This window comes from uncultured Tateyamaria sp. (assembly GCF_947504105.1).
Taxonomy (GTDB): Bacteria; Pseudomonadota; Alphaproteobacteria; order Rhodobacterales; family Rhodobacteraceae; genus Tateyamaria.
This window is the reverse complement of record NZ_CANNGP010000024.1, coordinates 36,621-49,435: the sequence shown is the minus strand read 5'-3', so window position 1 is coordinate 49,435 and position 12,815 is coordinate 36,621. Positions and strand designations below refer to the sequence as shown.

Genomic DNA, 12,815 nt, shown 5'->3' with positions numbered 1-12,815 from the left:
TTTGGATGGGTCAATGGAACGGGTTACGGGTATCTCGCCCTGGTGTGATTGGGGACGGCAGCAATTTCTTGTAAAGGGTGGGTGGGCAGACCATGCGGCCTCGCGGGCATATTTAATCAGGAACGTAGACCTGCGCGGCGCCTTTCTCTACTGCGGCGCAGCCAAGGCACAGCCCGGATTCAGGACGCAGCGACATCCAGCGAACGAAGCAGGACCTGTGCAGAGGTTCGAGGCGGTTCATATGATGTCTCAATGGGCGGGCAGTCACTACTTTGGAAGTTACATGCGTGATGAGTTGCCCTTGGGCCTCTTGCCGCCTGAAGGGGCTCCATGCATCACGGTGTCCACCAACACGTACGAACACGAGGCAGGTTACCGCAAGATCTTGTCCCTGCCCCGTCCACCCCGTATGGCGGCTGCGCGGATCGATGAGCTGACTGTATATTCGGATTACGCCCAAAACAGTTCAAAAGCGGCCCGCTATAGGCAACTACGACAGCGGCTAAGGGACTACTTTAAAGATTTGAGCACCAGCGCGCCAACTGGGGTCTACCTCAAGCGTGGGGCGACGGGAGAGCGACGCGTGGTTGCAAACGAGGCAGTCATTGAACAACTTCTTTCAGGGATGGGTTTTGATATTGTCGAGCCGGCAAAACTGACCGCCGATGAGATTGTAAAACGCTTGCTTGATGCACCGATCATTGTTGGCGTTGAGGGCAGCCATCTGGCCCATACGATGTATACGCTGGCCGATATGGGCACGCTTGTCGTCATTCAGCCACCGGATCGATTTGCCCTGCCATACAAGGAGTTTACCGACCGACTGGATCTTGGGTTTGCTTTCATCGTTGGTCACCCGGCGCAAGATGGGTTTACCGTCGACCCTGACGATCTCAAACATATTCTGGATTTGGTGGCATGCGCATGACACAGCAGTCGGAATTAATCCTGCTGCCAAGCCTTGCGGCGCATCAGGACGGAAGTGGTTCACTTTTTCTGACGCAAAAGTACCTGGACGGCGTTGCCGAGTTTGAAAAGCTGTGGCCCGGCAATGTGACATCCTTGATCGCCGTGGATAAAGAGCCGAACTCGGAAATGGATTTGGTCGAAATCGATTTGAAGGCGTCATCGCCGACGCTCGAACGTCGCCCAAAGACGCGAGATGGTTTGTGTCAAAGACTACGCAACGCGGCGGCCGTATTGGCCCATCTCGCGCCTCAGGAGGCTGAAACGGCCGAGATATGCCACCAGATCCAGGTGCCGATTGTTTTCACCAGTGAATATACACCCAAGACAGAGGCGCAGATTGTGGATGCCACAACAGCGAATCCGGTGTTGAGATTGAGGCGCAAGCTATGGATCCGATGGGCTGAAAAAACACGCACATATATACTGCGCAATTATGCTGCCGGGCTGCAGTGCAGCGGAACGCCTACTTATGATCATTACAGGACTTTGGTTCCCGACGCCCATCTCTTCTTTGATAATCGGGTGCGTGATGCGCACGTCATTTCCGAGGCTGATCTCGCCGCCAAAGCAAGACGAGTTAAGGAAGGCGAGCCCTTGCGACTTGTATTTGGTGGGCGCCTCGTGGCGATGAAAGGTGTTCTGGATCTGCCGAAAGTGGCCCGTGCTTTGCGCGATCTTGATGTACCCTTCACGCTGGATATCGTGGGCAGTGGTCCCTTGGAGCAGGCTTTGCAGAGCGAGGTTTCGTCCTTGGGTGACCCTAACATACGGTTGCGCCCATCGATGGATTTCAAAACGGGCTGGGTGCCTTTTCTCCGCGAAAAGGCGGACCTATTTGTTTGCTGCCACCCGCAAGGCGACCCATCCAGCACTTATCCCGAGGTCATGTCATGCGGGACACCGATTGTTGGCTATGCCAATGAAGCTTGGGCAGGCGTTCTACGCAAGTCGGATGCGGGTTGGAGTGTTCCTTTACAGAACAGCTCAGCGTTGGCCAAAGAAATAGCCCGACTACACACGGCACGAGACGAAATTGCACAGATGGCACAGCTGTCCCGCGATTTCGCGCTGCAACACTGTTTTGAAAGGACAGAGGAACGGCGGATCGCACATTTGATGCAAATCGCCATGCCACAGACACAGATCTAACGCGCAATCACAGCTGCACGTTCACCGAGCCGACACAAAACCCGAAGACAGGGATGGGATATACCGTGAGGCCATCCCTTAAGTTGAACCCTCCCACTTAGAGCAGAAGGTGCCGCTGCAAGCGGGACAATGAACAAGGCATAAAAAAAGGCCAGCTCAAAGGCTGGCCCCAATTCTTGAGTTCTTTTTCCGATTTAGGCGACTGCAACGCTCCGACGTCTGCGCATCAGCGCCAGCCCGCCCAGGCCAGTCAAGATCAGAAGACCACCAGCCGGAAGAGGTACTGCTGCGATCACATCAAAACTGATACTTTGCAGAAGGAAGTTATCACGCCAGTTGTCGACACCGAAACCAATTATGGAACCCTGCAGATCACCACTACCAAATCCGAACGTATAAGGATTGCTGGCACTGCCGCCAACATTGTCATCATACACGACGGGCGTCGCACCGGGTCCTGCGTCGTCGTAAACGCCGTAAGCGAACGTATCATTGCTGTCCCAGAATGAGAACGTGATCGAAGTGATCTCAACTATCAGATCGCCAAAGTCGATCATTGCCATTTCGTTTGGACCCCCGCCATCGATCTGGCCGTTGTCCACGCACAAGTTGGACCAGCTGCAAGTGTAAACACCCAAACCGCCGCCCGAGCCGTTGTCGCTCCAACTTGCAGTCCAGAAATTATTCGTGTTGCTGCCAAGTGTCCCGCCACCATTAACGCGTACGCCGTCCACTTCAACGCTCACTGAGTCATCTGTGCTGGTGTACGTGTTTGTCAGTGACGTGTAAGACCGATCAACGTCGAAGTTAATTGTGACAGCGCTTGCTGCAGATCCGACGCATGTGATCGCTACGGCGACCGCACCCGCCTTAATACTATTGAATAAATTCAAACTCATTTTTCGTACCACTTCATACAATGCCAGACGATCTATAACGCCATCTATACAGTTCCATACTCTAATGGGTGTCATGCGTTGATCCAAGTCCGGAATCCGGCAAACACCTGATAAAGACAGTTTTTTCACGCATCAGTTGAATAATTGACGGGGGTGGGTGGGGCGCACCCCCGTATCTCCTACCTCAGGTTGCCGATCCGCTACGCTGGATTGTGAACGAATCAGTGCATTGATCATTGTTCATCAAAAGAATCAGAGTGTTCCGCCAGAGGCGCGGTGCGTGCCCGTTCCAAATGAGCTGCCTCATTGATGGTATGACATATACAACGGAAGGCAGTTGGCGGCGTTCGGAACATCTGCGCAGTGTTCCGATGAGGGTGACGCGAGTCCCATCTTTTGACAGGCGGCGCATCAAGTGAGTTATCCGGCCTTAACTTCGCGACTGTCTGCAGGTCACACCTCTTGTCGAATAGAACGATTTATGTCACCAAATCCAAGTATTTGACTTTAGACCTTTGACACTCGCACGGGCTGTGCGTTCCACAAACATTCAAAAGGTGGGAACGAGATGGAGCGCAAACACCGGGTTCTCGTGATTGCAGAAGCGGCCAATCCGGAATGGACAAGCGTGCCGTTGGTTGGCTGGTCTCTTGCCTCGGCATTGCATGATGCGACCGATGCGCATCTCGTAACCCAGGTACGCAACCGCGATGCGATCGTGCGCGCGGGGTGGGTGGAAGGTGTCGATTTCACCGCCATCGATACAGAAGCGTTGGCTGGCCCGATGTACGCGCTTTCCCAGAAAATAAAATTGGGCTGGTCCGGAACAACGGCAATTGCGGCCGTGACCTATCCCTACTTCGAGCGTCTGGTCTGGCGAAAATTCGGTGCAGACATAATGGCCGGTAAGTATGATGTAGTACACCGTGTCACGCCGCTGTCCCAATCAGCCAACAGTTCGCTCGCGCCGAAATGCGCGAAGGCGGGTGTGCCTTTTGTCGTGGGCCCCCTTAATGGCGGTGTGCCCTGGCCAAAGGGTTTTCAACGCGAAAGACGGCGTGAACGGGACTGGCTGTCTTATATTCGCTGGACATATCGGCTTGTTCCGGGCCGCAGAGCCATGCTGAGCGCTGCGTCCGCAATAATCACAGGCTCTCAATCGACTTTCCGAGAGATCCCCTCGGCCCATCACCACAAATGCGTGCACTTGCCCGAGAATGCCATCGACCCTGCACGTTTCAATCAGACGGCAGAGCAACCAGGGACGTTGCCGTTGCGCGCCTGTTTCATTGCCCGCATGGACCCTTGCAAAGGGACTGACATGCTTGTTGAAGCCGCAGCACCGCTTTTGAAGGACGGTCGCATGATGCTCGACATGATCGGGGATGGTCCAATGATGCCAGAGGTGCGCGCGCTGGCGGATCGATTGGGCGTTGCCGACGCGATCACGTTTCATGGTTGGGTCGATCACAAAACGGTACAGGGGATTGCTGCCAAAACCCATCTTCTAACGTTCCCCAGTATTCGTGAATTTGGCGGTGGTGTGGTGTTGGAAGCAATGGCACTGGGTGTCGTGCCTCTCGTCGTGGACTATGGTGGACCAGGTGAACTGGTTGTGCCGGGAACAGGGTTCAAGGTGGCTATTGACGATCGATCTGCGGTGATCGCAGCGCTTCAAAAACAACTTGAGGACATTGCGGCTGATCCAACTGTATTGCCAAAACTTGGGCAAGCTGCACAGTCCCTGGCTCTGAAGCATTTCACTTGGTCGGCCAAGGCAAGACAGATCATCGAAATCTATGACTGGGTGCTTGGTCATAGCCAAGGCAAACCCGACCCTCTCGCGACGCGGGAAAGCGCGTAATGCTTGCATGACAAAGCCGCGATTTTGCCGTAGTTCTATGCCACACTTACCGTAAATGTACCGCGCAGCTCTATAATTCTGGCGGATCAAGTGATATAACCGCGCACTCTTATGTGAGTTAATTTTGTAGCTGCGCTAGGCTAATTTATTTGGGTAGACCCTTGAAAGCGGATTTGTACCTCAAGCACTTCCAGTTCCGGGAGCGTCCTTTCGCGCTGCTGCCCGATCCTGATTTTATTTTCTGGTCCCGGGGCCATACCCGTGCCTTTTCTGTCTTAGAGTATGGCCTGATGACGCAAGCGCCTATCACCGTGCTTACCGGGGAAGTAGGCGCAGGTAAAACCACACTGTTGCAAGAGCTCATTTCCCAGATTCCAAATGACGTGGTGGTTGGGCTTATCTCCAATGCACAAGGGGGGCGAGGCGAACTGCTGCGTTGGGTGCTGAACGCCTTTGATCAACCTGCTGAGCCGCAGGCGGACTATGTCTCGTTGTTCCAACAATTCGTTGATTTCGTACTAGAGCAATACGCAGCCGGATTGTCGGTCCTGCTCATTATAGATGAAGCTCAGAACTTGTCGCCGGAGACGCTCGAAGAGTTACGGATGCTCACCAATATCAACTCGGGTAAAGACGAGCTTTTACAACTGGTACTTTTGGGCCAACCCGAGTTGCGGGAGGTCATTGCACGACCGGAACTGCGCCAATTCGCACAGCGTGTGTCGGTCAGCTATCACCTGGACCCGATGGATCACACTACCAGTTGCGACTACATCCGTTCGCGGTTGCAACATGCAGGTGGAACAGGCGAGGAATTTACCGAAGCTGCAATGATGGAAATACATCGGGTCAGCGGGGGAATACCTAGAGAGATCAATAAGATATGTGATCTTTCTTTGGTTTATGCGGTCAGTGCGGATACAACGGTCGTAGAAAAGCGCTTGGTTGACGAGCTTCTGGCCGATGGGGTCATCTTGTCGGCACCCGCGCACCAGTTTTTTTTGTCGAATAGGTATACTGTGGTACCTGATGGCTTCCCGGGGGAGGCCGCCGAATGAACCTTCCGCTGCGTTTTTACTGGTCACTGCTCATACGCCGCATGCCAGCAATGATGGCCCTGTTTCTGCTATGCTCTTGCCTTGCGGTCATAATCGCATTCCAGTTGCCGCCAACCTATGAATCTACCGCCCGCCTGCAAGTTGATCCGCCGCAAATACCGGACGAAATGGTGGTCTCGATGGTTCAGACAGAAGCGGCAGAACAGTTGCAACTGATCCAGGAGCAATTGATGACCCGCGCCAATCTCATCGAGATCGCGCAAAAATATCAAGTGTTTGACAACATGAGCGCGATGACACCGGATAGAGTTGTGCAAGGTATGCGGGACAGCACCCGTATCTTTCGCAGCGGTGGCCGGGGTCAAGCCACACTGATGTCACTGACCTTTGAAGCCTCGGGCGGGCAAACCGCAGCCAACGTCGTGAATGACTATGTGACATTAGTTCTGGAAGCCAACAGCTCATTCCGCCGCGAACGCGCGGAGAATACACTGTCCTTCTTTGAACAGGAGGCGGAGCGGCTTGCAGCCGAGATAGACACCCAATCCAATCGCATCATCGCCTTCAAGAACCAGAACGTAGATGCACTGCCCGAGGACCTGCTCTATCGGCAGGATCGCCAATCCACACTGCAAGAGCGTGTGGGGCGCCTTGAACAAGACCGTGCTTCGATTGTCAGTCAGCGTAGCGAGATGATTGCCGTGTTCGAGGCGACCGGTCGCCTGGGCAATAACACCCGCCGAACACTTTCCCCTGAAGAGCTTCGCGTGCAAGAGTTGGAAGTGCAGCTGGCAGAAGCGCTAACGATATACTCCGAGGCCAACCCACGGGTTGTTCAGCTTCGTGGTCAGATCAAACAGCTCGAGCTCAGCATCGCAGGTTCCCAACCAGGAGAAGGCGATAACGAAGAAGAATTCGAACCCTCATTTCTGGATATCACACTGGCGGAGATGGATCAGAGGGTCGAACAGATCGACTTGGAAATCACACGCGTCAATGATGAGCTCGAGCGACTGGCCCGCGCGATTGCGGCGACGGCCACCAATTCCATCACGCTGGAGCGGTTGGACAGGGACCTGCAAAGCGCCCGCGTGCGGTACAACACGGTTCTGGGAAACCTCAATCAAGCCCGCATGGCGGAGCGTATAGAAATCAACGCCCAGGGTCAGCGGATCAGCCTGATCGAGGGGGCAAGCGTACCACAAGAACCGTCGGGACCTCCGCGCAAGCGCATTGCGGCAATGGGGGCTGCCATCGGCATGGGGCTCGCTCTCGCCTATTTCGTGCTGCTTGAAATTCTCAACCAGAAGGTACGCCATCCGGCGGAGCTGCAATCGCGGTTCCAGATCATGCCCATAGGTGTCATCCCTTACCTGGACAGTCGAGCTGAACGCTGGCGCCGCAGGATCATGCAGATGGCAGCGTTGACCGCCGTCATCGTGGGCGTGCCTGCTGCTCTATATTATGTGCATACTGAGTTCATGCCGCTCGAAATCATCGCGAACCGGGTCCTGGCCCAGCTGGGACTCGCATGAGCAGCGGATGTAGGGGGTAATCATCACATGGAAAAGCTTCAGGCAGCCCTCGCCAAGGCTCGCATCACCCGTCAAGAGACCAGTCTTTCGGCAACTGCTACCCCGGTCACACCCCGGCGACTGCAAACGCCCAAGACCCCTGCTCCGGACGGCCCCACACCAGCATGGGATGCATTGCAGCGCGTGGATCTGGCACCGGCCGTGCTGCGCCGCCATCGGATCGTATCGCGTGAGGCGACCACCGACGCCACGCCTTTTGATATTTTGCGCACCAAGATCGTACTGCAGATGCAGCAGAACGGCTGGACCCGGCTTGCCATCACCTCGCCCGAACCCAACAGTGGCAAGACAACCCTTGCATGCAATCTCGCGCTGGGTTTGGCTCGGCAATCGAGCATGCGCTCGATGCTTTTCGACTTCGATCTTGGATCACCCTCAGTCCACACGTTTTTTGATCTCAAGATCCGCTATGGCCTGCCAGAAGTAATTATCGGGAACGTTGAGTTTGCCAAACAAGCCGTCCGCGTGACCGACAACGTAGCAGTTTCCGTCTCGCCTCACCCTGAACGGGACCCCACACGCTATCTGATGATGGACCGAACAGTTGGCTTTCTGAACGAGATGCAACAGAATTTTGCCCCTGATATCATGATCTTTGACCTGCCTTCTGCACTGTCATCGGACAAGGCCCTGGCTTTTCTGAAGCATGTTGATTGCGCGCTGATTGTTGCGCGCGCCGAGCAGACCCGCTTTCGCCTGTTGGACCGCTGCGAAACCGAAGTTGCCGCGAATACCAATGTCTTGGGTGTTGCACTAAACGGGTGTCGCCGGAGCGCACTATCCGCCAATGACATCAATTAAACAGTTCTTCTCCGGTCCACGCGGACCACGAATATTTCCAGTTTATTTTAGGGTTACAATTTAGATATGTGCGGCATTACCGGATTTTTGTTCTCCGGACAGTCTGAATACAGAGCGCGATCCGAGCCACATTTGAAGGCAATGATGAATGCCATTGCCCATCGTGGCCCGGACAGTCAGGGACTGTGGGTTGACCCCGAAGCCGGGGTTGGCCTTGGTCATTTGCGGCTGGCCATCGTGGACCTGTCACCAGCAGGCCATCAACCAATGGTGTCAGCCTGCGACCGCTATCAGATTGTTTACAATGGCGAAATTTACAACCACGCCGCTTTGCGGCGAGATTTGGAAGAAGCCGGTCATGCACCACCTTGGCGTGGCAGTTCTGACACAGAGGTTCTACTGGCAGGCGTCACGGCCTGGGGCCTTGAGGATACCTTGGCCCGCGCAGAGGGCATGTTTGCCATTGCGCTTTGGGACCGCAAGGATCGCACCCTAACTCTGGCCCGTGACCGGCTGGGGGAAAAGCCACTATACTACGGCTGGCAGGGGACTGCATTCCTCTTTGGTTCTGAACTGAAGGCCCTCCGTGCCCATCCCGCCTTTCAGGGTACAGTGCGGCGCGATGCACTCACGGCGATGCTGCGCCATGGCCATGTGCCCGAAGATTTGACCATCTACACAGGTGTGCACAAACTGCGGCCGGGCGAGATGGCGACCCTGTCACAAAGCACCCCCGAGCCACACCGCCAGTTCTATTGGGACGGAGGGGCTGTGGCTACTGCGCCCAAAGGGCCCGCGCCCTCGGACCAGGAGGCGATTGATCAACTCGAAGCGCTGTTACTGGACGCGGTAGGCAATCAGATGATGTCGGATGTTCCATTGGGCGCATTTCTGTCAGGCGGCATCGACAGCTCGACCATCGTGGGGCTGATGCAACACCTGTCAGACCGGCCAGTGCATACATTTTCCATCGGGTTTCATGAAGCGCGCTACAATGAGGCAGAGTTTGCAAAGGCCATCGCCAAGCATCTTGGCACTCATCATACCGAGCTTTACGTGGGCGACAACGATCTGCGCGACGTGATCCCTGCCTTGCCGGTGATGTATGACGAACCCTTTGCCGACAGCTCGCAAATCCCCACCCACTTGGTGGCCAGGCTGGCCCGCGAACACGTGACCGTGGCACTGTCAGGGGACGGGGGCGATGAGCTGTTTGGCGGATACGACCGCTATCGCCAGGGAGCGAGCTTTCTTAAGATCCTGCGCGCCCTGCCCCAACCACTCCGCAGCCTCGGTGCAGGAGCCATCCGCGCCGTGCCAGCCCGGGTGCTCAATACCCTGATGGAACCGATCCGACCCACGCCGCAAGGCAAGGAACCCAACGGTCAGCGCCTGCACCGTATTGCCAATTATGCCCGCAGCCGGAACGTCGATGAACTGCACCGCAAGATGGTGTCGGTCTGGCGCTTTCCGGAGGCTGCCGTGATCAATGGCACAAACCCACCTTCCATCTTGGCCGACCACCTGCCCCTGCGCGGCGGCCTGACCGATATTGAACGGATGATGCAGCTTGATATGCTGGCCTACATGCCGGACGACATCCTGGCCAAGGTCGATAGAGCAACGATGGCCGTGGCGTTGGAAAGTCGAGCACCTCTTCTGAATCATAGGGTGGCAGCATTCATCTGGCCTCTACCGATCAACATGAAAATCCGCGACGGGAAGTCGAAATGGCTCTTACGTCAGGTACTCTATCGCCATGTCCCGCGAGAGTTGATCGAACGGCCCAAGATGGGGTTCGAAGTGCCCATTGGGCTCTGGCTTCGCGGTGGCTTGCGCGACTGGGCCGAAGCGTTGATTGCACCCGACCGACTGGCGCGCGAGGGTTTTCTGGAGTCCGTTCTGATCCGTCAGATGTGGGATCAGCACCAGCAGGGCAGCCACAATTGGGGGCTGCAATTATGGAATGTGCTTATGTTCCAGGCTTGGCTGGAAGAATTTGGCCCGATGGGCAACTAGGTAGGGCATAGAGCGATGTTGCAACGCATGCTAGGCGGCGACGGGCTGAAAGCCCGGCTTTTGCGCAGCACGGGCTGGACGTTTATCGGATTCAGCGCCGCGCAGGTGCTGCGTCTGGCGTCGAACCTGGTTCTGACGCGCCTACTGTTTCCCGAAGCCTTTGGTCTCATGGCGATCATCACCGTTTTCCTGGTGGGTCTGACCATGCTGTCGGACATCGGAATTGCGCCGTCAATTCAGCAAAGCCCCAAAGGGGACGATACCGATTTCCTGAACACAGCGTGGACTGTGCAAGCAATCCGCGGGGGGATTCTATGGCTGATGTGTTGTGGGCTGGGCCCTCTGGCGGCTTGGTTTTATGAAGATGACCGGCTGACGATGATGTTGCCCGTGGCCGGATTGAGCCTGTTGATTGCTGGGTTCAATCCTACGCGGATCGAAAGCGCCAGCCGACATCTGATGGTGGGGCGCATGACTGTGCTGGATATCATCTCGCAGGTTTTCAGTCTCTTGGTGATGCTGATACTGGCATGGACACTGCGCTCGATCTGGGCGTTGGTCATCGGCAGCGCTACGGGTGCGATCATTCGTCTGTGCATCATGCATCTCTTCCTGCCGGGCGCTCCAAACCGGTTCCGCTGGGACCCCGAAGCAGGTTGGGATCTGATCAATTTCGGAAAGTGGATTTTTCTCAGCACGCTCTGCGGTTTCTTACTAACCCAAGGTGACAAGGCGATCCTTGGCAAATACCTGACGCTGGAAAGCCTTGGCATCTATAATATCGGGTATTTTCTTGCCAGCTTCCCGCAGGCGCTCGCTGCGATGGTGATGAGCCGGGTGATGATCCCGCTCCATCGTGAATGCCCGCCGCACGAAACCCGCGAGAACTTCAACAAGGTGCGCAAGATGCGGTTCATGATGACCGCCGCAGTGTTTTCCATGCAGTTCACGGCCGCATTCTTGGGCATCTGGGTCGTCGATTTTCTATATGATGATCGGTTCTTGGCGGCAGGTGGTGTCGTCGTCGCCATCGCCTGTATGGGCGTGCCCTACCTCATCGGCATGACATACGATTTCTCGGCACTCGGACGCGGGGATTCCCGCGGGGTCTTCTTCCTTCTCTTGGCAAAGGCATCAACACAGATCGCCTTGTTCATCTTGGGGATGGAGTATTACGGATTGCCCGGAGCGTTGATTGGGCTGTGGCTATCCCAGATACTCGTGCATCCTTTGGTGGCGCGACTTGCCTACAAACACGGCGCATGGGATCCATGGCACGATCTTTTCTACGCCATCATCGCAGCCGGTCTGACCAGTTTCATGCTGTGGTTCCATCGCGGTGGACTTGAGGTGCTCACCACCTTCTAAACGGCTTACGCCCGCGTGGACCAGTAGGCCTCCCATCGCTTTTGCAGGCCAGGCTCCATCCAACCCTGATCGCGCAGTGTGGATGCTGCAAACAAAACAAAGTCTTTTTGGATGATACGCGATGAGGGCTGCCTGTCTGACATTCCCCAAGTCAGCATATTCAGCGCGGTCAAGGCCCAGACATTTGCCAGTTCAGGGTCTGACACGCGGGTCGAACATGCGCCAAGATAGGCGCGGTAGGCAAATTCGTATTCAGAAGGCGCGCGCCGCCACAATCGCTTGAGGCGCGCGGCAATTTGATGCGCCGGTTTGCTGGGGATGTGACGCCGCAAGGACGGAAGCGACATATTCACATCTGCAATGCCACCGCTTACCCGCACATGGGGAAACATCTGACCCATCTGATAGTGAAAATAGGCACGTGGCCCGTGCCAATAATGCTCGATCAGATCCCGGCACTCCGAAATTTCGAGCACCTCGCCGAGGGCCATAGAGCCTGCCAGCTGTTCCGCAGTAAAGACCGAACCGTGTTTGCGGAGATCTTGCAAGATAGAGACAGCCGTTTCCATCAGGGGGCCATGTTCAGGCATCAACCCGTAGACGCCAGCATTGTGCATTGTCGTCCGTGAGGTTACGGGGCGTCCAGCCACGCGCGCGCCACAGTTCTGAATCAAGGCCTCCCACTCCGGCCACTCGGCACTGTTTTCCAGTGGACCTTCGCAGGCGTGCATTAAAGCCTGTCCGGGACCGAAGCGTTCAAACAAGCGCTTTGGGTGCGCCTTGAACACTGTATCGCTATCGATAAACGCCGTGGGGACGTCATACTGTTGCAACGCATGACGCAAAACATGGAGCTTGATCGCATGATGATAGGTGCCTTGCATGCTCCAATCCCCCATCATTCGCGGCGACAAAAGCAAGGGCTCGACGGGCAGGTCCGGCCTTTGATTGGCTTCATCCGACGCCAGGACAATACGGATTCCAGCCGGGTCGTCCTTCAGATACTGCCAAGCAGACAAAATGCTGTACGTCAATTCCAGATGATAGACGCGCTGATCGCCGTAAATCAGAAAAAGAAGAACTTTCAATCGTC

10 protein-coding genes are annotated in these 12,815 nt (G+C 55.7%); 8 read left to right on the top strand and 2 right to left on the bottom strand.

Translation table 11 applies throughout. From position 1 onward, the window contains the following. Window positions 1–409 precede the first annotated feature (409 nt). Window positions 410–928 (top strand): glycosyltransferase family 61 protein, encoded by a 519-nt coding sequence (locus Q1A75_RS14710; RefSeq protein WP_299640295.1) that lies wholly within the window; start codon window positions 410–412, stop codon window positions 926–928. Then, window positions 919–2,118, top strand: coding sequence for a glycosyltransferase family 4 protein (locus Q1A75_RS14705; protein ID WP_299552935.1), 1,200 nt, complete (start codon window positions 919–921; stop codon window positions 2,116–2,118). Before Q1A75_RS14710 ends, Q1A75_RS14705 begins: the two co-directional genes overlap by 10 nt. 194 nt (window positions 2,119–2,312) lie before the next feature. On the opposite strand, the gene Q1A75_RS14700 is transcribed toward Q1A75_RS14705, so the two are convergent. After that, window positions 2,313–3,092 carry a VPLPA-CTERM sorting domain-containing protein gene (locus Q1A75_RS14700; protein ID WP_299552938.1) on the bottom strand — a complete coding sequence of 260 codons (780 nt, stop codon included), beginning with the start codon at window positions 3,090–3,092 and terminating at the stop codon, window positions 2,313–2,315. A gap of 493 nt (window positions 3,093–3,585) precedes the next feature. On the opposite strand from Q1A75_RS14700, the gene Q1A75_RS14695 reads away from it, so the two are divergent. The 6 genes from Q1A75_RS14695 (at window position 3,586) to Q1A75_RS14670 (ending at window position 11,722) form a co-directional block, all read left to right on the top strand. Continuing rightward, on the top strand, window positions 3,586–4,881 hold the full coding sequence (locus Q1A75_RS14695; RefSeq protein ID WP_299552941.1) for a glycosyltransferase family 4 protein: 1,296 nt from the start codon (window positions 3,586–3,588) through the stop codon (window positions 4,879–4,881). A gap of 161 nt (window positions 4,882–5,042) precedes the next feature. Further along, window positions 5,043–5,939, top strand: a complete 897-nt coding sequence (locus tag Q1A75_RS14690; protein ID WP_299552944.1) for an AAA family ATPase — start codon at window positions 5,043–5,045, stop codon at window positions 5,937–5,939. Continuing rightward, complete coding sequence (locus tag Q1A75_RS14685) at window positions 5,936–7,474, top strand: Wzz/FepE/Etk N-terminal domain-containing protein (protein ID WP_299552947.1); 1,539 nt, start codon at window positions 5,936–5,938, stop codon at window positions 7,472–7,474. Before Q1A75_RS14690 ends, Q1A75_RS14685 begins: the two co-directional genes overlap by 4 nt. A gap of 27 nt (window positions 7,475–7,501) precedes the next feature. Then, on the top strand, window positions 7,502–8,335 hold the full coding sequence (locus Q1A75_RS14680; protein WP_299552949.1) for a CpsD/CapB family tyrosine-protein kinase: 834 nt from the start codon (window positions 7,502–7,504) through the stop codon (window positions 8,333–8,335). Window positions 8,336–8,401: 66 nt separating this feature from the next. After that, the gene (asnB, locus tag Q1A75_RS14675) at window positions 8,402–10,354 is read left to right on the top strand and encodes an asparagine synthase (glutamine-hydrolyzing) (protein WP_299552952.1); all 1,953 of its coding nucleotides are present in this window, start codon (window positions 8,402–8,404) and stop codon (window positions 10,352–10,354) included. 15 nt (window positions 10,355–10,369) lie between these two features. Then, a complete protein-coding gene (locus Q1A75_RS14670) occupies window positions 10,370–11,722 on the top strand; it encodes an oligosaccharide flippase family protein (RefSeq protein ID WP_299552955.1) in 1,353 nt (450 codons plus the stop codon). A gap of 5 nt (window positions 11,723–11,727) precedes the next feature. Here Q1A75_RS14670 and Q1A75_RS14665 read toward each other — a convergent pair whose 3' ends face one another. Further along, window positions 11,728–12,810: a hypothetical protein gene (locus Q1A75_RS14665; RefSeq protein WP_299552958.1), complete on the bottom strand. Its 1,083-nt coding sequence runs from the start codon at window positions 12,808–12,810 to the stop codon at window positions 11,728–11,730. Window positions 12,811–12,815: the final 5 nt, after the last annotated feature.

Bases quoted from the DNA above. Each gene is read 5' to 3' on its own strand.
- Q1A75_RS14700 (WP_299552938.1), bottom strand. From the start codon at position 3,092: ATGACACCCATTAGAGTATGGAACTGTATAGATGGCGTTATAGATCGT.
- Q1A75_RS14670 (WP_299552955.1), top strand. From the start codon at position 10,370: ATGTTGCAACGCATGCTAGGCGGCGACGGGCTGAAAGCCCGGCTTTTG.
- Q1A75_RS14685 (WP_299552947.1), top strand. From the start codon at position 5,936: ATGAACCTTCCGCTGCGTTTTTACTGGTCACTGCTCATACGCCGCATG.
- Q1A75_RS14705 (WP_299552935.1), top strand. From the start codon at position 919: ATGCGCATGACACAGCAGTCGGAATTAATCCTGCTGCCAAGCCTTGCG.
- Q1A75_RS14710 (WP_299640295.1), top strand. From the start codon at position 410: ATGGCGGCTGCGCGGATCGATGAGCTGACTGTATATTCGGATTACGCC.
- Q1A75_RS14680 (WP_299552949.1), top strand. From the start codon at position 7,502: ATGGAAAAGCTTCAGGCAGCCCTCGCCAAGGCTCGCATCACCCGTCAA.
- asnB (WP_299552952.1), top strand. From the start codon at position 8,402: ATGTGCGGCATTACCGGATTTTTGTTCTCCGGACAGTCTGAATACAGA.
- Q1A75_RS14695 (WP_299552941.1), top strand. From the start codon at position 3,586: ATGGAGCGCAAACACCGGGTTCTCGTGATTGCAGAAGCGGCCAATCCG.